General features: G+C 66.3%; 17 protein-coding genes. All 17 read right to left on the bottom strand.

All coding sequences use genetic code 11. The annotated features are described in order from the left end of the window. Positions 1 to 337: 337 nt before the first annotated feature. The 17 genes from E3T35_RS07190 to E3T35_RS07115 all read right to left on the bottom strand — a co-directional run bounded on the left by E3T35_RS07190 (position 338) and on the right by E3T35_RS07115 (position 17,743). Positions 338 to 1,450 (bottom strand): lipocalin-like domain-containing protein, encoded by a 1,113-nt coding sequence (locus tag E3T35_RS07190; protein ID WP_134378265.1) that lies wholly within the window; start codon positions 1,448 to 1,450, stop codon positions 338 to 340. A gap of 144 nt (positions 1,451 to 1,594) precedes the next feature. Beyond that, positions 1,595 to 2,884 carry a hypothetical protein gene (locus tag E3T35_RS07185; protein ID WP_134347100.1) on the bottom strand — a complete coding sequence of 430 codons (1,290 nt, stop codon included), beginning with the start codon at positions 2,882 to 2,884 and terminating at the stop codon, positions 1,595 to 1,597. Positions 2,885 to 3,191: 307 nt separating this feature from the next. Continuing rightward, positions 3,192 to 4,703 carry a ribosome biogenesis GTPase Der gene (der, locus tag E3T35_RS07180; protein WP_134378264.1) on the bottom strand — a complete coding sequence of 504 codons (1,512 nt, stop codon included), beginning with the start codon at positions 4,701 to 4,703 and terminating at the stop codon, positions 3,192 to 3,194. After that, the gene (gene cmk / locus E3T35_RS07175; protein ID WP_134347101.1) at positions 4,696 to 5,388 is read right to left on the bottom strand and encodes a (d)CMP kinase; all 693 of its coding nucleotides are present in this window, start codon (positions 5,386 to 5,388) and stop codon (positions 4,696 to 4,698) included. Before cmk ends, der begins: the two co-directional genes overlap by 8 nt. Positions 5,389 to 5,393: 5 nt before the next feature. Beyond that, a complete protein-coding gene (locus E3T35_RS07170; RefSeq protein WP_134347102.1) occupies positions 5,394 to 6,476 on the bottom strand; it encodes a prephenate dehydrogenase in 1,083 nt (360 codons plus the stop codon). A 12-nt stretch (positions 6,477 to 6,488) separates the two neighbouring features. After that, complete coding sequence (locus E3T35_RS07165) at positions 6,489 to 7,238, bottom strand: pseudouridine synthase (RefSeq protein WP_241987923.1); 750 nt, start codon at positions 7,236 to 7,238, stop codon at positions 6,489 to 6,491. Between the two features lie 68 nt (positions 7,239 to 7,306). After that, positions 7,307 to 7,951 carry an SMC-Scp complex subunit ScpB gene (locus tag E3T35_RS07160; protein ID WP_134347104.1) on the bottom strand — a complete coding sequence of 215 codons (645 nt, stop codon included), beginning with the start codon at positions 7,949 to 7,951 and terminating at the stop codon, positions 7,307 to 7,309. Beyond that, positions 7,941 to 8,750 (bottom strand): ScpA family protein, encoded by an 810-nt coding sequence (locus E3T35_RS07155; RefSeq protein WP_134378263.1) that lies wholly within the window; start codon positions 8,748 to 8,750, stop codon positions 7,941 to 7,943. The genes E3T35_RS07160 and E3T35_RS07155 overlap by 11 nt, the downstream gene beginning before the upstream one ends. Next, positions 8,734 to 9,573, bottom strand: coding sequence for a ParA family protein (locus E3T35_RS07150; protein ID WP_241987924.1), 840 nt, complete (start codon positions 9,571 to 9,573; stop codon positions 8,734 to 8,736). The genes E3T35_RS07155 and E3T35_RS07150 overlap by 17 nt, the downstream gene beginning before the upstream one ends. A 141-nt stretch (positions 9,574 to 9,714) precedes the next feature. After that, positions 9,715 to 10,647 carry a site-specific tyrosine recombinase XerD gene (xerD, locus tag E3T35_RS07145; protein WP_134347106.1) on the bottom strand — a complete coding sequence of 311 codons (933 nt, stop codon included), beginning with the start codon at positions 10,645 to 10,647 and terminating at the stop codon, positions 9,715 to 9,717. Between the two features lie 2 nt (positions 10,648 to 10,649). Further along, positions 10,650 to 11,294 carry an NUDIX hydrolase gene (locus tag E3T35_RS07140; RefSeq protein ID WP_134347107.1) on the bottom strand — a complete coding sequence of 215 codons (645 nt, stop codon included), beginning with the start codon at positions 11,292 to 11,294 and terminating at the stop codon, positions 10,650 to 10,652. After that, positions 11,287 to 12,981: a CTP synthase gene (locus E3T35_RS07135; RefSeq protein ID WP_233197486.1), complete on the bottom strand. Its 1,695-nt coding sequence runs from the start codon at positions 12,979 to 12,981 to the stop codon at positions 11,287 to 11,289. Before E3T35_RS07135 ends, E3T35_RS07140 begins: the two co-directional genes overlap by 8 nt. Positions 12,982 to 13,016: 35 nt before the next feature. Further along, entirely contained in the window at positions 13,017 to 14,711 is a 1,695-nt protein-coding gene (gene recN, locus E3T35_RS07130; RefSeq protein ID WP_134378262.1) for a DNA repair protein RecN, read from the bottom strand. Next, complete coding sequence (locus E3T35_RS07125) at positions 14,708 to 15,628, bottom strand: NAD kinase (protein WP_134347109.1); 921 nt, start codon at positions 15,626 to 15,628, stop codon at positions 14,708 to 14,710. Before E3T35_RS07125 ends, recN begins: the two co-directional genes overlap by 4 nt. Before the next feature lie 4 nt (positions 15,629 to 15,632). Next, positions 15,633 to 16,433 (bottom strand): TlyA family RNA methyltransferase, encoded by an 801-nt coding sequence (locus E3T35_RS07120; RefSeq protein WP_134347120.1) that lies wholly within the window; start codon positions 16,431 to 16,433, stop codon positions 15,633 to 15,635. Positions 16,434 to 16,549: 116 nt separating this feature from the next. Beyond that, positions 16,550 to 16,705, bottom strand: a complete 156-nt coding sequence (locus E3T35_RS19225; RefSeq protein ID WP_166789869.1) for a hypothetical protein — start codon at positions 16,703 to 16,705, stop codon at positions 16,550 to 16,552. A 9-nt stretch (positions 16,706 to 16,714) separates the two neighbouring features. Further along, positions 16,715 to 17,743, bottom strand: a complete 1,029-nt coding sequence (locus E3T35_RS07115) for an HAD-IIA family hydrolase (RefSeq protein ID WP_134378261.1) — start codon at positions 17,741 to 17,743, stop codon at positions 16,715 to 16,717. Positions 17,744 to 20,165: the final 2,422 nt, after the last annotated feature.

The following is a 20,165-nucleotide window of genomic DNA, read 5'->3' as shown; positions in this document are numbered from 1 at the left end:
GCACGGGCGCGAGGATTTCATGCGAGGACGGACGTGGTCGACTCGCTGGATGGCAGTTTGGTCGCAGCGAACCTCATCTATTTCCGCAGGTGTGTAGTTCGAAAGTGATGCGAATCACTTTCGAACTACAGGTCTCGATTCGCATGAAATCGACCTTGTCCTTCGCTCAGCAAATCCGACCGGCTGCGGGAGGCACAATTCTTTAAGGCGTCACAAGTCGTCTGGGATGCAGACTCCGTCGTAGAGTTTCGCGGGAGTTGCGCCGCTGCGCGCCAGGCGGAACTCGCGCGCACTGGCCCAGATCCTGCGGGGCGCGCTGCGGCCATGCGAACAACCCTCAGGTCACCGGAAGGCGGGTCTTGCCCAGGTACATGAGCTCCCAGAGCGCCTTGGTCTCGGTGTATTCCTCGACCAGAACATCGTCGAGGTACCGGCGCAGAGCCAGGGTTCCGGTAAAACGCAGGTAGGCTGCGTCGAACCGCATCAGGCGCGCGAGCAGCTTCGCGGCCGGCGGCACGACGTCGATGAATCGTGTGCGCAGCAGCGTCTCCTCCCGTTCGAAGGTGATGGTGAAGCGGTCGGGGCCGGCGCGGTAGTCGTAGGTGAGGATATCCGCTACCGGCTTACCAGTGGGAGCGTCGATGCCGATACGGTCGGTCGTGACCGCCACTTTGGTGCCGTCGTCGGCCACGACAACACCATCGCGGGCGAGATGCAGGGTGGTGAGCGGCTCGTAGCCGTAGGCCTTTTCGGCAGTGATGTGCGCGGCGATCAGGCTGTACGGCCCCACCTGCGCGCGTCCCCAATACCAGTTGTGCATGAGTTCACGCAGAGGCGCATCGCCCCAGTTGTGATCGTGGTAGCCAACCCCTGTGGTTTTGACGACCTGCCCGTCGACCGAGTACTCGGCGTCGACGCGCCCGTTCGGCACCGCCACAAACCAGGCGAACGTCTTCTCCACGCCGTTGCGCGCGAACATCTCGTAGCCGGTCGCCGGCCGCCAGGCCGGCACCGTGCCGCTGAGCGTCACGTTCACCGTGATGTTCTCGACGGATGCGCTCACCCGGTAGGTCTGTAGATCACCGCTGAAACGATTGTCGCCGATGCGCACATCGCAGCCGTCGGTGGAGGCACTGAACTGCTCGGGATCGGCCGCGAAAGTCCTCTCGAACGACCGTCCATCGGGCAGGTCGAGGTTTATGTTCACGAACGGAGCCAGGCGGGTGCCCGGCGTCGCGGGGTTCTTCGTATAGAAGCCCACGACGAGCTTGGCGCCATCGTCGAGACTCGCGTCGAAATACCACCACTCGTACGACCCACGGCGGTTCGGGTCGGTGCGCAGACCGTCTTCGAATTGCGCCGTGCTGAGCGGGTTGAGGCCGAGCCGAGCGAAATCAGCCGGGTCGGCGGCCAGGCGCACACGCTTCTGGCCAGCACTCGTAGTGGTCATGGCGCTCCTTCTATCGATGACCTAGGTATACATCAGACTCAATATGCGCATGCTGCCGAGCATGCACCAAGGACGGGCCTCACGCTGTGTGCGTGGGGCCCGCCTGGTCCCGTGAGGGAATTCGAGTGGGTTTACCGGTGCTTGTTAGCCTTTTTTGATGACGACGGTGGTGTTGTCGGTGTAGTAGTTGCGTTGGAAGTCGATCTTGGTGGTGGTTTTGGCGATCACGGCGCAGTTGGCGACCTTGGTGTCTTTGCCGAAGGTGTTGTCCTTGATGATCGTGCCTTGGAGGGGGCCATAGGCTTTTTCGGCAATGTTCACGGTGCAGGCCCCGCCATTGGCGAAGTTGTCGGCGAAGGTGAAGTTGGATACCGTTCCGCGGTCCTGAGTGATTTGTACGGCGGCGCTGTGCGAGTCGGTCAGGCGGTTGCCGGCGACCGTGATGTTATTGCCAGACTGAACCTGGATGGAGTCGTCGTGACTGGGCGAACCGCCCTGATTCGGGTCATTGCGGTAATGCATGTGGTCGTGGATCCAGGAGTCCTGCAGGCTCACATTGCTTCCCGTGATGTGAATGCCATCGATGACGTTATTGATGTTCACGCGCGTTGCCGTGAAGTTATAGCCGTAGATTCCGTTGGCATCGGGCGAAGCGGTGCTCGGGGACAGCTCGGTGTCGGTCACGACGAGGTTTCTGAAGCCGCCGAGGTTGTTGATGAGGGCGCCCGGGCCGTTCATGGTGCGACCACGAATGATGGAATTTTTGATGGTGACGTTGGCCGCGCTGATCTTGACCAGACCACGAATGTCGAGGCCGTCGAGAACTGTGCCGGCCGTCGTGACATTGATGTCGCCATGGTGCACGGTCAGTGTGGTTCCGGACGGAACACCCGTGTTGGAGGCACCAGGTATGCCACCCGGTGTCGGAGTCGGCTCGGGTGACGGTGTGGGAGCCGGAGTCGGCTCGGTTGACGGTGTGGGAGCCGGAGTCGGCGCGGGCTCCGGAGTCGGTGCGGGCGTGGGCTCCGTTGCGCCGCGTTCAAAACCGGCCAGTTCGAGGTTCAACCTGACGTCGGCGACGCTACTGGACAGGGTTACGGCGCCGTTTGTCTGCGTCGTCACGGGAACCGTGACCGTCTTGGTTGCACTGGTACCCACGGGTGCCGTGAACGAATACGTTTGCGTGTCCTCTGCGCCGACAGCAATTTTCACCTGACTTCTGGCCGTGACCTCGGACGTGAAGAACTTCACATCGACGGATTTCACGCCGGAGGGCACTGTGCCCAGCTGAGCGGTGATGCTCCGGCCAGCCGGGATATCGATCGAGGTGCTTGTCGAGTCGGCGCTTCCGCTTCCGTTCCCGGCAAAGGCCGGAACAGCGGTGAGGCCGGAAAGGGCGAACGCCGACACCGCGACGGCGGCCAGAATGACCAATCGTGGTTCCCGGCGTGGGCGGACGTCGGTGACAGGCCGAGTGGTTGTGCTTGAGTTGTGTTTAAGGATGGACGTGCGGATATTTCTCAATGTCATTAGTTGGTTACGTATATTCTTTGTCGCGCACAAGTCCGGGAACGTGCGGGTGATCAGCCGTAGAGGGCCACATTGTACTCAATGAGCTTTGCCCACTTAGGGTTCGCATGCAAATCGAGTGACCTCATCTTCGCTGGCGCGACGGGCATTCGGCGCCCAAAAAAGCGGCCGGACCTGCGCTAACAGGACCGGCCGCTTGGATTCTGCGAATTTAGCGTTTACGCTTCTCGCGCACCCGCATGCTGAGGTTGATCGGGCTTCCCTCGAAGCCGTAGATCTCGCGCAGGCGACGCTGGATGTAGCGACGGTAGCCCGGGTCGAGGAACCCAGTGGTGAACACCACGAATGTCGGCGGGCGGCTCGAAGCCTGGGTGCCGAATAGGATGCGCGGCTGTTTGCCACTTCGCACGGGGTGCGGGTGGGCTGCGGCGAGCTCGGCCAGGAAGGCGTTGAACTTGCCGGTGGCGATGCGGGTGTCCCACGACTCGAGCGCGAGCTCGAGGGCCGGAACCAGCTTCTCCATGTGGCGACCGGTCTTCGCCGAGATGTTCACGCGCGGGGCCCAGGCCACGTGGGCCAGGTCCTGCTCGATCTCACGCTCGAGGTAGCGGCGACGGTCGTCGTCGATCTGGTCCCACTTGTTGAACGCGAGCACGAGTGCGCGGCCCGACTCGATCACGAGGTCGATGACGCGAATGTCCTGCTCGCTGATGACCTCGGTCACGTCGAGCAGCACAACGGCGACCTCGGCCTTTTCAAGGGCAGCGCTGGTGCGCAGCGAGGCGTAGAAGTCAGCACCCTGCGAGAGGTGCACACGACGGCGGATGCCGGCGGTATCGACGAAACGCCAGACCTTGCCGCCGAGTTCGACCTGCTCGTCGACCGGGTCGCGGGTCGTGCCGGCGAGTTCGTTGACAACAACGCGCTCCTCGCCCACGACCTTGTTGAGCAGGCTGGACTTGCCGACGTTCGGGCGGCCGAGAATGGCGACGCGGCGCGGGCCGCCGACCTCTTGCTTGGCGACGTTGGAGATTTCGGGCAGCACGAGCAGAATCGCGTCGAGCAGGTCGGCTACACCACGACCGTGCAGGGCGGAGACCGGCCATGGCTGGCCGAGGCCGAGCGACCACAGGCTGGCCGCTTCGGGCTCCTGGCGCACGTCGTCGACCTTGTTGGCGATCAGGAAGACCGGCTTGCCGGACTTCCGCAGCATGCGCACGACGGCCTCGTCGGTCGAGGTTGGGCCCACGTTGGAGTCGACGACGAACATGACCAGGTCGGAGAGGTCGATGGCGATCTCGGCCTGGGCTGCGACGGAGGCGTCGATTCCCTTGGCGTCGGGCTCCCACCCGCCGGTGTCGACGAGGCTGAACTTGCGCTCGTGCCATTCGCCCTTGTAGGCCACGCGGTCCCGCGTGACGCCGGGGGTGTCCTCGACGACGGCCTCACGGCGGCCGAGGATGCGGTTGACCAGCGCCGACTTGCCCACGTTCGGGCGGCCGACGATGGCGATCACCGGCACGGCCGGCAGGTACTGGATCGCGTCGGGGTCGTCGGTGACGGTCTGCAGTACGTCGAGGTCTTCCTCGTCGAGGTCGTAGTTGTCGAGGTCCGTGCGCAGCGCGGCGGAACGCCGCGTGGCGAGTTCCTCATCGAGGTTGGCGAGTCGTTCGGCCAGCTCGGTGTCGAGCGCAGTGCTCGTGTCGTCGTATTCGTTACTCATTCAAAGCCCGCTTCGTGCGTGTGTGGTAGACGTCGATGACCGCGTCAATGGTCTGCTCGAAGTCGAGATGGGTGGAGTCGACGGTTATCACACCGTCTGCAGCGCTCATGAAATCGACAACCTGTGAGTCAGCGCGATCACGTGATCGCAGCTGTTCTGCCACGGTTTGGGCCGATTGGGTCGTTATTTCCGCAGAGCGTCTAGCCATTCTAGCCTCCTCGGATGCCGTGAGTAGAATGCGTACCTCGGCCTTGGGGGCGACGATGGTCGTGATGTCGCGCCCTTCGACCACCACGCCGGGCCGATCGACGTTCGCGGCGAGGCTCCGAAACAGTTCGGTGAGGGCCTCACGCACCGCGGGAACCCGGGCTACAGCGCTGACGGCGGCGCTGACTTCGGGCGAGCGGATGGCGTCGGTCACGTCGGTCTGCCCTACCGTGACGAAGTATTCGTCCGGGTCGGTACCGATCGAATAGTCGAAGTCTTTGAGCAGCGCGGTGACGGCATCCGCTTGGGTCTGATCGGTCTTCCGGTCGAGCGCCAGCCAGGCCAGCGCGCGGTAGGCGGCGCCGGTGTCGAGGTAGGCGAAACCGAGGCGACGTGCGACCGCTCGGCTCACGCTCGACTTGCCGCTTCCGGCCGGCCCATCGATGGCAACGAGGGTGGGGAGGGTGTGACGGGCCATGAAAGTCAACCAGCAATCCGCCAGCCGCGGGCGGCCAGCTCTTCGGTGAGGCAAATGACGGCCTCGGGCAGGACGGAGATTTCGGCGAGACCGATCTGGGCGCCCGGCGAGTGTTCCAAGCGTAAGTCTTCAAGGTTGACGCCGAGCTCACCGATGTCGTTGAGCAGCCGGGCAATCTGGCCGGGCCGGTCGTTGACCATGACGACCATCGATGAGAACCGGCGGTCCTGGCCGTGTTTACCGGGCAGGCGGGCCACCCCAGCATTGCCGCCGGCGAGTTCCTCGGCGACCTTGCGCTGCGAACCTGGTGCGGCAGGGTCTTCGAGGGCATCGATGAACCGGTCGAGGTCGTCGCGGTAAGCCAGCAAGACGTCCCGCACCGGGCCGGCGTTGGCTCCGAGGATCTGTACCCACAGGTCGGGGTCGCTCGCCGCGACGCGGGTCACGTCGCGCAGGCCCTGGCCGGCCAGGTTGAGCGAGGAGTGTGCGGCCCCGGTGAGGCGGCGGGCCATCAGGGTGGAGATGACCTGCGGTACGTGCGAGACCAGGGCGACGCCGAGGTCGTGTTCCTCGGGCGTCATTTCGACCAGGATAGCGCCGAGGTCGAGGATGAGGTCGTCGATCGCGCCGGCCTGCTGGTAGCTGATCGCGTCGTGCGCGGCGACCACCCAGGGTCGGCCGATGAACAGGTCAGCGCGGCCGGACAGCGGGCCGCCCTTCTCCCGACCGGCGAGCGGATGCGACCCGATGTACCGGCTGATGTCCGCGCCGCGCTCGCGCAGCTCGGCGAGAGGGGCCAGCTTGACGCTCGCGACATCCGTCACGATCGCTCCCGGGTACGCCTCGAGTTCGCGGGCGACGATCTCGGCGGTCACGTCGGGCGGCACGCAGACCACGATCAGCTGCGGCAGGTCGCCGTCCTTCGCGGCGCGGCCGGCACCGTAGTCGATCGCGATGGCGAGGTTCGTCGGTGACGCGTCGGCGAGGATCGTCTCGATCTTGCGGCCCCGCAGTCCGAGGCCGATGCTGGTTCCGAGCAGACCGACGCCGACGATGCGCACCGGGCCGACGAGGCGGCTTTCCCCCATATGCGTCAGTCCTTAGTTAGCTTCGGGCCGCGCGCTCGGCGCCTGCCGGGAGACGGTGAGCAGCTGGCCGAGTTCTTCGCGGGTGAGTTCGCGTACGGCTCCCTGCTGCAGGGTTCCGAGGTTCAACGGTCCGAATTGGCGACGTACCAGGTCGACCACGGGGTGACCGACGGCGTCGAGCATCCGTCGTACGATGCGGTTTCGACCGGAGTGCAGGGTGAGTTCGACCATGCTGTAGCCGCCGCCGGGAGGGCTCGTGAGAATGCGCGCCTTGTCGGCGTGGATGGGGCCGTCGTCGAGTTCGATGCCGCTCTGCAGCTGCCCGATGGTCTGCGGTGAGACGCGGCCCTCGACCTTGGCGATGTAGGTCTTGGAGACGCCGAAGGAGGGGTGGGCGAGCACGTGGGCGAGGTCACCGTCGTTGGTGAGAATCAGCAGGCCGCTGGTCTGGGCGTCGAGGCGCCCAACGTTGAACAGTCGTTCGTCGAACTGGTCGGTGAATTCGCGCAGGTCGGGGCGTCCGCTCTCGTCCTGCATCGAGGAAACAACGCCGACCGGCTTGTTGAGCATGAGGTAGCGGCGGGTGGTGTCGAGCTGCACGGCCACGTTGTCGACGGCGACCTGGTCGGTTTCGGGGTGTACCCGGCGGCCAAGCTCGGTGACGACCTTGCCGTTCACCCGCACACGGCCGGAGGTGATGAGGTCTTCGGAGACGCGGCGGCTGGCGACGCCGGCTGAGGCGAGCACCTTCTGCAGGCGCACGCCGTCGGCTGCGGCCTCCGGGTTGAAGTTGGGGTCGCGCGGGGCTTGGTCCTGGGGGGTGTTGTCGGTCAAAGTAGATCCTCGAATCCGTCGGTGCCGCCGTCGAGCAACGGCGAAAGGTGGGGTAACTCGTCGAGCGAGTTGATTCCGAGCTGGGTGAGCAGCAAGTCTGTGGTGGCGTAGTTGATCGCGCCGGTTTCACTGTCGGTGAAGGCCTCGGTGACGAGGCCGCGACCGAGCAGGGTGCGCACGACGGAGTCGACGTTGACGGCGCGAATGCTGGCGACCTGGCCGCGACTGATCGGCTGCTTGTAGGCGATCACAGCGAGGGTTTCGAGCGCCGCCTGGCTGAGCCGGCTGGGATTCTGGGTCAGCACGAAGTCGGTCACGAGCTCATCGTGCGTTGCACGCACGTAGATGCGCCAGCCACCGGCGACCTCGCGCAGCTCAAAACCGCGGCGCACCGCTTTCCTACCGTCGGGGCTGCTGATGCCGTCGAAATCGGCCACCAGCCGCGCAACGGATGCCGCTACCTCAGCGACCGGCCGCCCCACGGCGGTCGCGAGGTGCACGAGGCCCTGCGGTTCGTCGGCGACCATGAACACGGCTTCGAGCTGGCGGTCGAGGTCGCTGGCCGCTGGCGAAACGGATGCTGCGGCATCCGTTTGCGGGGCGCGCGATCGCGTGTCGGTGGTCGGGTTTCTAATTGTCATAGTCGGCTCCGAGGGATGCCAGGTTTTCATCGGACCAAGAGTCGCTGCTCCAGCGCAGGGTGAGCTCGCCGAGGGGCTCGATCTGATCGAAGGAGAGGGCACCATGACGGTACAGCTCGAGCACCGCGAGAAAGCGGGCGATGATGACGCCCTTCAGGTCGGCCCCGGCGATGAGCTGCCGAAACGAGACCGGCTCCCCCGACTGCAGCATGGCGACGACGTAGGCGGCCTGTTCGCGGATGCTGACCAGCGGCGCGTGCAGGTGGTCGAGGCCCACAACGGGCAGCTCGCGCGGTGCGAGGGCCACGGCGGCCAGGGCGGCGAAATCGGCGAGGGAGAGTGTCCAGACCAGCTCGGGAGTCTTCTGACGGTACTTCTCCTCCAGCCGCACCGACCGCACGTGCCGGCGGGTCTCCACGTCGAGCTGACCGGTGAACCAGCCCGCGGCTTCCTTGAAGGCGCGGTATTGCAGCAAGCGGGCGAACAGCAGGTCGCGGGCTTCGAGCAGCGCCACGTCTTCGGCGTCGACAAGTTCACCCTGCGGCAACAGTCCGGCCACCTTGAGGTCGAGCAGTGTGGCGGCGACGACGAGAAACTCGGTGGCCTGGTCGAGTTCTTCGTTGGCATCTAGGCCGCGCAGGTAGGAGATGAACTCGTCGGTGACCCGGCTGAGCGAGATCTCGGTGATGTCGAGTTCGTGCCGCGTGATCAGTTTCAACAGCAGGTCGAACGGGCCTTCGAAGTTGCCGAGGGCGACCGAAAACGCGGGCTTCTCGGCCGCGCTAGGCGACTGCGCCACGGTGGATCAGTTCGCGGGCCACCTGTAGGTAGGCCTTAGCGGCCGCGTGCTCGGGCGCGAAGTCGGTGATGGGAACCCCGGCGACGCTCGCGTCGGGAAATTTCACGGTGCGGCCGATGACGGTTTCGAGCACGCTGTGGCCGAAGGCGTCGACGACGCGCTCGAGTACCTCGCGGGAGTGCAGGGTGCGGGAGTCGTACATGGTGGCGAGGATTCCGTCGAGTTCGATGGCCGGGTTGAGTCGGTCGCGCACCTTGTCGATGGTTTCGATGAGCAGGGCGACGCCGCGCAGGGCGAAGAATTCGCACTCGAGCGGGATCAGCACGCCGTGGCTCGCGGTGAGGGCGTTCACGGTGAGGATGCCGAGCGAGGGCTGGCAGTCGATCAGGATGACGTCGTAGTCGGCCGACACCTTGCGCAGCACGCGGGCCAGGATCTGCTCGCGAGCGACCTCATTGACCAGGTGCACCTCGGCGGCGGAGAGGTCGATGTTGGCCGGGATAACGTCGAGTCCCTCGACCGAGGTCTGCTGGATCGCGTCTTTCGGGTCGACCTTGCCGTTCAGCAGCAGGTCGTAGATGGTGGTGACATCGTGGGTGGGTACGCCGAGGCCGGCCGAGAGGGCGCCTTGCGGGTCGAAGTCGACGGCCAGCACGCGGCGGCCGTAACTGGCCAGGGCGGCACCGAGGTTGATGGTCGTCGTGGTCTTGCCGACGCCACCCTTCTGGTTGCAGAGGGAGATGATGCGGGCCGGACCGTGGCTTTTCAGCGGCTCCGGTTCGGCGAATTCGTGTTTTTCTCGTCCGGTCGGACCGACCGGCATATCGTCGAAACCGGGTAGCGAAATTCGCTCGCTCAACTTACGCGTCACTGGCCCGTCCTTGATTTGTCCTGCACCCATCACTTGGTCGATTGTAGCGAGTGTTCGGCCCGTCGCCGCAAGGATCGCCGCTGTGCCCCCTGATCAACGCGCTCGGGGGTGGGCGAGGGTGTACATGTCGCGGAGGGTGTCCACCGTGACCAGCGTGTAGATCTGGGTGGTCGCGACCGAGGAATGGCCGAGGAGTTCCTGCACCACGCGCACGTCGGCCCCTCCGGCGAGCAGGTGTGTCGCAAAGGAATGTCGCAGGGTGTGCGGCGAGACGGGCACGGTGAGCCCGGCGCGTTCGGCGGCAGCGCGAATGATCAGCCAGGCGTTTTGCCGGCTCACCCGCTGCCCGCGCAGCCCGAGAAACAGGGCCGGCGTCGAGCGTCCGCGAGCCGACAGCATCGGCCGAGCTCGCACCAGGTAATCGGAGACGGCGGCGCGCGCGAAACTGCCGACCGGCACGATGCGCTGTTTGTCGCCCTTGCCGGTCAGGCGCACCGAGTCGAACTCCTCCACGAGCACGTCGTCGACGTTGAGGTTGACTACCTCGCTCACCCGGGCGCCGGTAGCGTAGAGCAGTTCGAGCAGGGCTTTGTCGCGCAGGCGCTGCAGATCGTCGCCGTCGGTGGCCGCGAGCAGCGCGCTGACCTGGTCGATCGAGATCGCCTTGGGCAGGCGCAGGGCCAGTTTGGGCGGTTTGGTGTCGTGCGCAACATCCGTTTCGACGAGGCCCTCACCCTGCAGAAACCGGTGAAACCCGCGCACGGTCGAGAGAACGCGGGCGATGGAAGCCGCCGTCAGCGGCGATTCCGGGCGCAGTCCGAGGTACTGCACGAAGGCCGAGATGTGCGCACGGGTGACGTCGCGCAGGTCGGTGATCGGCCGCGGCGCACCCTCAGCCGAATCTGCCCCAAGCCAGGCCGTGTACAGCCCGAGATCACGGCGGTAGGCGGCGACGGTGTTCGCCGCGAGACCGCGCTCGACCGACACGTGCCGCAGATACCCATCCACCGCCGTGGCGATCGACATGTTCAGGCGGCGGTGTGACTGCTGCGCGAATGAATGCTGAGCGGATGCCGCGGCCACGGCAGGTCGGCCGCCGCCAGCGTGCTCCACCCGCGTGAACGCGCCACCTGCGCGGCCAGAACAGCCACGATCAGGATCGGGTTGGAGATGCGACGGGCCAGCACGGCGTCGACGCACTCGTCCAGCGGAACCCAGCGCAGTTCGATATCGGCTTCTTCGTGGGTACGGGCGAACGCGGCAACCGCCGAGATGCCCCGGGCGAGGTAGACCCGAATCGCTTCGTTGCTGCCGCCGGGCGAGGTATAGAACTCGGTGAGCAGCGCCCACTCGGAAGCGACGACATCCGCTTCTTCGGCCAGCTCGCGCTTCGCGCCGACGACGGCGTTCTCGCCGCTCACGTCGAGCAGTCCGGCCGGCAGTTCCCAACCGCGCAGGCCGGTCGGGTGCCGGTACTGCTTGATCAGCAGCACCCGGTCCTGCTGGTCGAGGGCGAGTACGGCGACCGCGCCGGGGTGGTCGAGGTACTCGCGGGTGATGCTCGCGCCGTTGTAGTCGAAGCTATCGCGACGCACGTTCCAGATGGCGCCGTCATAGACGATGTCGCTCGCGGTCACGTCGACCGGCGCGACGTCATCCTCTAGTTCAGGCACTGAGTTCTTCTTTCACCTCGAACAGGCGGCTGGCCTGCTGGCGGTCGAGCGCGGCCTTGATCAGGCCGCGAAACAGCGGATGCGCGTGGTTCGGTCGTGACCGCAGCTCGGGGTGGGCCTGCGTGCCCACGTAGAACGGGTGTTCCTCGCGCTTGAGCTCGACGTATTCGACCAGGTGGCGGTCGGGGCTGGTTCCGGAGAACCACAGGCCGGCCAGGGCGATCTGGTCGCGGAAGGCGTTGTTGACCTCGTAGCGGTGACGGTGACGTTCGGACGCCGAGTTTTCGCCGTACAGTTCGGCGACGAGGGACCCCTCGGCGAGGGTGGCCGGGTAGAGGCCGAGGCGCATGGTGCCGCCGAGGTCGCCTCCGGCGATGATCTCGACCTGCTCTTCCATGGTCGCGATGACCGGAAACTCGGTTTCCGGGTCGAACTCGCTCGAGGATGCTCCAGGCAGGTTGGCCTTGTTGCGGGCGTATTCGATGACCATGCACTGCAGGCCGAGGCACAGGCCGAGCACCGGGATGCCGTTTTCGCGGGCGAACTTGAGGGCGCCGAGCTTGCCCTCGATGCCGCGGATGCCGAAGCCGCCCGGCACGCAGATGCCATCGAGTTCGCCGAGCAGGCGGGCCGCTCCCTCGTCGGTTTCGCAATCGTCGGAGCCGATCCAGACGATCTTGACCTTGCTCTGGTTGGCGAATCCGCCGGCTCGCAGCGCCTCGGTAACCGAGAGGTAGGCATCCGGGAGGTCGATGTATTTGCCGACCAGACCGATCGTGACCTCGTGCTTGGGGTGGCGTACGGCTTCGAGCAGGTTCTCCCAGCCGGACCAGTCGACGACGTCGGCCACGAGGCCGAGGGCGTTGACGATGTACTTGTCGAGACCCTGGTCGTGCAGCATGGTCGGGATCTCGTAAATCGACGCAACGTCGACGGCGTTGACGACGGCGTCTTCGTCGACGTCGCACATGAGAGCGATCTTGCGCTTGTTTGACTCAGAGACCGGCCGGTCGCTGCGCAGTACGAGGGCGTCGGGCTGAATACCGATCGAGCGGAGCGTCGCGACGGAGTGCTGAGTGGGCTTGGTCTTCTGCTCGCCGGCCGCGCCGAGGAACGGCACGAGCGAAACGTGCACGAAGAAAACGTTGCCGCGGCCGAGTTCGTGGCGCACCTGGCGGGCGGCCTCGAGGAACGGCTGGCTTTCGATGTCACCGACGGTGCCGCCGACCTCGGTGATGATCACGTCGGGGCGCACATCGTCACTGGCCTGCAGGCGCATGCGACGCTTGATCTCGTCGGTGATGTGCGGGATGACCTGCACGGTGTCGCCGAGATATTCGCCGCGGCGTTCCTTGGCGATGACCTGCGAGTAGATCTGCCCGGTCGTCACGTTGGCCGACTGGCCGAGGTTGATGTCGAGAAAACGTTCGTAGTGCCCGATATCGAGGTCGGTCTCCGCGCCGTCGTCGGTCACGAAGACCTCGCCGTGCTGGAACGGGTTCATCGTTCCCGGGTCGACGTTCAGATAGGGGTCAAGCTTTTGCATGACGACCCGCAGGCCGCGTGCAGTGAGAAGGTTTCCGAGGCTGGCCGCCGTCAAGCCCTTACCGAGCGAGGAGACCACACCCCCGGTCACGAAGATGTGCTTGGTCGTGCCGTCTGATCTATCCGTAAGTATATTTTCCACCACGGGCTTCAATGCTATCACCTGAATTTCGCCGATCACTTTGGCTTCGCGAGGTCGAGCAGTTCGCGGGCATGTTCGAGGCCGCTCTTCGAGTCGGGCAGCCCCGAGAGCAGGCGCGCCATTTCGGCGGCCCGGTCGTCGCCGCGCAGCTGGCGCACGCTCGAGGCGGTGACGGATCCGTCACTGTCCTTGACCACACTGAGGTGGTTACCGGCGAACGCTGCGACCTGGGCGAGGTGGGTGACCACGATCACCTGGGCGGTTTCGGCCAGTCGGGCCAGCCGGCGTCCGATTTCAATGGCGGCGGCCCCGCCCACGCCGGCATCGATCTCGTCGAAGACGAAGGTGGGTACCGGGTCGGTCGCGTTGATGACGACCTCGATGGCGAGCATGACCCGCGACAATTCGCCACCGGATGCCCCGCGCGCCAACGCCCGGGGTTCGGCGCCCGCGTGCGGCTGCAGCAGCAGGCGTACGAGGTCGCTGCCGGTGATCGTGAACTCGGGGCCGGGTTCCACCTCCACGAGTAGCACGGCGTCCGGCATCGCCAGCGCGCCGAGTTCTGCGCTCACCCGGGCGCCGAGCTGCACGGCTGCCGCCAGGCGCAACGCGGTGAGGGCGGCGGCGAGATCGGTGACCAGCGTGTGGTCGGCATCCGCTTCGGCGCTGAGCTCATCGATTCTCTCGGAGTCGGAGTCGAGCTCGAGCAGCCGCGTGCTGCCGGTGTCCAGAAATTCGATGGCTTCCTCGAGACCGCCTGGGTACTTGCGGGCGAGGATTCCCAGTTCGCCGCGGCGTTCCTGCACGATTTCGAGTTCGCGGGCACCGTCGGCGTCGAGGCCGTCGAGATAGCTGGCCAGTTCGGCGGCGATGTCGGCGACGACGAAACCGACGTTGGCGATCGCCGCGACCAACGACGGCAGGGCGACGTCGTGCGGCGCGACCCGGTCGAGGGCGCGCCTGGCGGTTTCGAGCAGGGCAACGACGTCGGGCAGGTCGTCGGGGTTGTCTTCGGCGGAGATGAGCTGACGGGCCTGCTCGCCGGCCAGGCGCAGCTCTTCGAGGTTGCCGAGGCGTTCAGCACGCTCGGCCAGCTCGGCGTCCTCTCCGCGCTGCGGGGCGACCGTTTCGATCTCGGCCAGTGCAGCGCGCAGGTCGTCGGCCTCGCGAGCACGCAGGTCGCGCTCCGTGACCAGCCGATCGAGATCCTGTTGATTGGCCTGCCAGCGGTGGAAGGCGTGCTGGTAGTCGCCGAGAACGGCGGCGAGATCGAGCCCGGCGAAGCGGTCGAGGGCGTCGCGCTGGGCGGCGGCGGAGCGCAGGCGCACCTGATCACTCTGGCCGTGCACCACGACGAGGTCGTTGCGCAGGTCACCGAGTACGCTCGCCGGAGCGCCACGGCCGCCGACCATCGCGCGACTGCGCCCTTCGCTCGAGACCGATCGCCCGAGGATCAGTTCCGGCCCGTCGAGGTCTCCCCCGGCGTCGCGCACCCGGTCGGCCACGGCGCTGGCCGGGTCGATGACCCAGCGGCCCTGCACGAAACTTTGCGGCTGACCCTGACGCACGGTGCCGGCATCCGCTCGATCGCCGAGCAGCAGCCCGAGGGCGGTGACCACCATGGTCTTGCCGGCGCCGGTTTCACCGGTGACGGCGGTGAAGCCGGGGCCGAGCGGCAGCGTGGCCTCGGCGATGACGCCGAGGTCGCGGATGAACAGCTCGTCGATCACTCGCGGCCGACCGGGCCGCGCCAGCCGGTGACCGGCAGGTCGAACTTGTTGACCAGGCGGTCGGTGAATGGCCCGATGTGCAGGCGGGCCAGCCGCACCGGAACAGTGGAGCGGCGCACGATCACGCGGGCGCCGGTTGGGAGGTCCTGCGTGCGGCGTCCGTCGGCGCAGAGCACGGCGCGGGCGCCGGTACGGGAGAGTACTTCAACGGCGAGGGACGACTCCGGGCCGACCACGAGCGGCCGCGCGAACAGGGCGTGGGCGCTGAGCGGCACCAGCAGCAGCGCTTCGACGCCGGGCCAGACGATCGGGCCGCCGGCCGAGAACGAGTAGGCGGTCGAGCCGGTCGGGGTCGAGAGCACGACGCCGTCGCAGCCGAACGACGACAGCGGACGACCGTCAACCTCGACGACGACCTCGATCATGCGTTCGCGGCTGGCTTTTTCGACGGTGACCTCGTTGAGCGCCCAGGTTTCGTAGACGACCTCGTCGGCGACCTTGACCCGCACCGAGAGGGCGAGGCGTTCTTCGACCTCGTAGTCGCCCTTGAGTGCTCGACGCACGGCCTCGCCGAGGTCGTCACGCTCGCTCTCGGCGAGAAAACCCACGTGGCCAAGGTTGATACCGAGCAGCGGTGCCGAGCAGCCGCGCACGAGTTCGGCCGATCGCAGGATGGTGCCGTCGCCGCCGAGCACGATGACCAGCTCGAGCTCGGCGGTTTTTACGGTTTCCCCGAGAATGGCAATGTGGCCGTTCAGTTCGGGCGATGAAGCGAGCAGGTCGGCCCGCTCATCGAGCGCGAGCACGGGCACGGCGCCGGCAGCGATGAGCTGCTCGCAGACCGTCGCGGCGGCCTCGAGCGAGTCGGCCCGGCCGGTGTGCGCCACAATCAGAAAATACCGCGGGGTGTCACTCATCTCGTCACGCTCCCACCACGGAATCGACCCGGTCCATCCATTCTGTCGGATTTGTGCCGGCCGTGGCGCTCATCCAGCACAGATACTCGTGATTTCCGGCCGCCCCAATGATGGGTGAGGCGATGACGCCGCAGGTCTTCAGGCCCAGGTCCCAGCCGGCCCAGAGCACGCCGGCCACCGAGTCGCTGCGCAGGCCCCTATCGTGCACGATGCCCTCGCGAATGCCGCCGCGACCCACCTCGAACTGCGGCTTGATCAGCAGCACGAAGTCGGCGCCGGGTGCGGCCGTGGCCACGAGGGCCGGCAACACGGTGGTCAGTGAGATGAACGACAGGTCGGCCACGACGAGGTCGGGACGGGTCGCGATTCCGGATGCCACGGCGAGCGTTTCCGGGGTCGCATAGCGGATGTTGTACCCCTCGACCAGCAACAGCTGCGGCTCGGTCTTCAGTTGCGCTGCCAGCTGGCCGTGGCCGACATCGGCGGCGATCACCTGAGCGGCGCCGCGTTCGAGCAGCACCTGGCTGAACCCGCCGGTGCTCGCTCCGGCGTCGAGAGCCGTGCGGCCGCTGACGTCGAGGTTGAAGGCGTCGAGCGCTGCATTGAGTTTGTGGGCGCCCCGGCTGACGTAGTGGTCGGTCGCGGCCACCTCGAGAACGGCGTCCGCGTCTACTTTGGTGCTGGCCTTCACGACCGGCACTCCGTTGACCGTGACGAGGCCGTCGGCGATGAGTTTGGCAGCGACCGTTCGGGACCGAACCAGGCCACGATCGGCGAGGGCAGCGTCGAGGCGGGAGGCGGGCATCCGTTCTGGCGGGCCGTCAAGCGGGGCGGTATCGGTCGGGTCAGCGTCGTTCACGTGCTCGGGCATAAATGGGTCTGTTTCATGGTCTCGGCGAAAATTCGGCACGGAGGCGTCGGTCACGCCTGGCCCGCCTGGTCGGTGTCGGCGTTCTCGAGTTGTTCGCGCAGCTGCTCGTGCAGCTGCCCAAAGGCCTCAGCGCGCGCTTCGAGCGGCTGGGTCTCGATGTCGACGAGTTGCGCCGCGAGATCGACCGATTCTGGTTCGGGGTTCACAGCTCTAGGCTACTGCTCGAGATACAGTCGCTCCGGAACGTTGAGGCCGTAAATCGCCCGCCCGGATCGGTAGATCGCGGCGCAGGCCGCGCGCAGCAGGTTGACCCCGCCGTCGCCTGCCTTGAGAATTTGCACGTCGTTGCCATGCACCCGCACGCTGGCCCCGCTCACCGTCGCGGTCGAACCGTCCTTGGAGAACACCGTTTCCGGGTACGGCTCGTGCAGTTGCTGCAGGTTTTCGATGATGAACGCCGGCCGCGACTCCTTGTCGGCGGCGAGGGCTTGTTTGGCCCGGTCGATGCCGGTGAGCACGAGTACGGCGGGGATGCCGGCCCGGTTGGCACCGAGAATGTCGGTGTCGAGCCGGTCGCCGATGAAGAGCGCGTTCTTCGCGTTGAACCGCCGAGTCGCCTCCAGAAAGATGGCCGCTTCGGGTTTGCCTGCCACGAGCGGCAGCCGGCCCACAGCCGTGTGCACGGCGGAAACAAGCGTTCCGTTGCCGGGAGCGATGCCGCGGGCCACCGGAATGGTCCAGTCGGTGTTGGTCGCGATCCACGGAATTCCGGTGCCCACGCCGTCGGCATTCAATGCGAACGCCGCTTCGGCCAGGTGCACCCAGCCGACGTCGGGTGAGAAACCCTGGATGACGGCGGCCGGCTTGTCGTCGGCCGAGCGCGTCACGACGAAACCGCCCTTGACCACCTCATCGACCAGACCGTCGCCACCCACCACGAGGATGCTCGAGCCGGGTGCCACCTGCTCAGCGAGCAGCCGCACGGCTGCCTGGGGAGAGGTGACGACATCCGCTGCGGCCACGCTCAGCCCGAGTTGGGTGAGGTGGTCGGCAACTGACTGGTCGGTACGCGAGGCATTGTTGGTGATGTAGCCCACGCGCATCGTGTCAGCGGCACGGTTCAGGCTTTCAACGGCGAACGGAATCGCCGCCGGACCCGCATAAACCACACCGTCCAGATCGGCCAGCAGCACGTCAACGCCATCGAGTGGCGTCGCCGACTCAGGCTTTCGGCGATGCAGCATCCGGCTCCGTTTCGTCATCCTGCGAAACGGATGCCGCAGCGTCGTCCTCGGCGTTCGTCTGGTCGTCGGCGTCGTCAACCTCAACGGCAGACGCTGGATCAACGGCCGTCACCGGAGCATCGCCGAGGCCGGCCGCGGCAACTGCACGAGCAGCCTCGCCGGCGTCGACCGATTCGTCATCGTCGTCATCATCGCCGGCGTCAGCCGCAAAGTCGGCGAGGGCGTCATCGTCGTCCTCTTCCATCTCTTCGATTTCGATGGTTTCGTCATCGTCACCGGAGGCACCGAGGGCGGCATCAGCGCGAGAGGCCCGTTCGAGCCACTCGTCAGCTTCGTCCTCGCGGCCGAGTTCGCTCAGAACCTCTGCGTACGCGGCGAACAGCTCGGGGCTGTAGGAGAAGGCCGTGTTGGGGTTGAGCTGGGGAATTTCGAGTTCAACGAGCGCGGCATCCGTTTCACCGAGGTCGAGGCGTGCCCCCGACATGGCGATGGCCAGACCAACCTGTACGGACGGGGACAGCGTGCTGCGGTCGACCGAGCGACCAAGCTCGAGAGCCCGGTCGGGACGGCCCACGCCACGTTCGCTGTCGACCATGAGGGGCAGCTGGTCGTTCGAGCCGGAAATGCGACGGTAGGTGCGCAGTTCGCGCAGGGCCAGGGCGAAGTCGCCGGTGGCATAAGCGGTGATCGCGAGGCTCTCGCGCACAACTCCAATTCGGCCGGCCCGGCGGGCGGCGCTCATCACGTGCTGGTGGGCGAGCTGCGGGTTCTCCTCGATGACGCGTGCCGCCATGGCCAGGTGGCGGCCAACGGTCTCGGCGTTCTCCTTGGTCAGGGTCTTCAGCTCGTTCCGCGCAATGCGGTCGAGGTCGTTGGCCGTGATGTCGTCGGGAAGCTCGGGGTCATCGTGACGGGGACGCACCGAACGCAGCTCACGCTGCATGCGCTGCTCTTCGGTCATCTCCTCTTCGACGACGCGGGCATCGCGGTCGTTACGGGCCGGAGCGCCGTCGCGGGTCCACAGCTTCTTGCCGGCGTCGACGCGCGGGGCACCGGCACGGTTCGGTGAACCGCCGCGCTGGGTCCACGGCTTGCTGTCGTTGTCGCTGCGCGGTCGGTCGTTGCTCGGCCGATCGCTGCGGTCGGGCCGTGCGCCATCCTTGGCCCACGGCTTACGGTCCCCGCCCTGGGCAGGGCGATCAGAGTTGCCCCGGTATGGAGCGCGATCGTTGGAGCCGGACGGACGATCAGAGTTGCCACGGTACGAAGGACGCTCACCCTGCGCCGGGCGGTCAGAGCTACCCCGATACGGAGGACGCTCGCCCTGCGCCGGGCGGTCAGANAGGACGCTCGCCCTGCGCCGGGCGGTCAGAGCTACCCCGATACGGAGGACGCTCGCCCTGCGCCGGGCGATCAGAGTTGCCACGGTACGGAGGACGCTCGCCCTGCGCCGGGCGGTCAGAGTTGCCCCGATACGGAGGACGCTCGCCCTGCGCCGGGCGGTCAGAGTTGCCACGGTAGGGAGCACGATCGTTGCCGCCGGACGGTCGGTCAGAGTTGCCACGGTACGGGGCACGGTCACCCTGGGCAGGACGATCAGAGTTTCCCCGGTACGGAGGACGCTCGCCCTGGGCCGGACGATCCGAATTGCCACGGTACGGAGCCCGGTCATTGCCACCGGAGGGGCGGTCAGAGTTGCCACGGTATGGAGCACGCTCGCCCTGGGCCGGACGATCCGAGTTACCACGGTACGGAGCCCGGTCATTGCCGCCATAGGCGGGCCGATCAGAGTTACCGCGATACGGCGGCCGTTCTCCACCCTGCTGGGGGCGGTCGGAGTTGCCACGGTAGGGAGGCTTGGCACCATCACGGCCACCGGAAGGTCGCCCGTTCGAGGGTCGGCCACTCTGGTTCGAACGACGGTCATCCTGACCGTTGTTACGGGAATCGCCGTCGCGGGGTCCTGAAGGGCTCACTTGTATCTCCTGTGTAATTAGTCCGGCATTTCGACAGACAGACCAAGCCTAATCCCTAGCGCAAAACCCCGCTGAGAACCTACCTATCAAGATGCAACGCCATTCCGCCAGACGCCCGCTCTTACCGCGGCTGCAGCACGTCGCAGCTCGCACAGCGTCCACGTTGTAGGCGGGGTGTCGGGGTATTCGCGGGGTGTTCGCGGGGTGCCGAGTTCGAGTGTTTGAGCTGAGCAGCGGATGCGCCGTCACCCCGCAGGCGTACGGCCCGGGTCTTGAGAACGCTACTGAACGCGGCCGAAAGAGAGCGGCTTAACGAAAACAGGGCCACCCGCGTGGGTGGCCTGTTAACGCAGGAAAGCCATCCCCGGAGGGATGGCTTTTCTGGTGTTTCTAAGTTAAGTCCGGCGGTGTCCTACTCTCCCACAGGGTCCCCCCTGCAGTACCAT

The organism is Cryobacterium sp. TMT1-2-2 (genome assembly GCF_004403505.1).
Lineage (GTDB): Bacteria > Actinomycetota > Actinomycetes > Actinomycetales > Microbacteriaceae > Cryobacterium > Cryobacterium flavum.
Note: the sequence above shows the minus strand (reverse complement) of the source record. Positions and strands in the feature narration are given on the sequence as shown.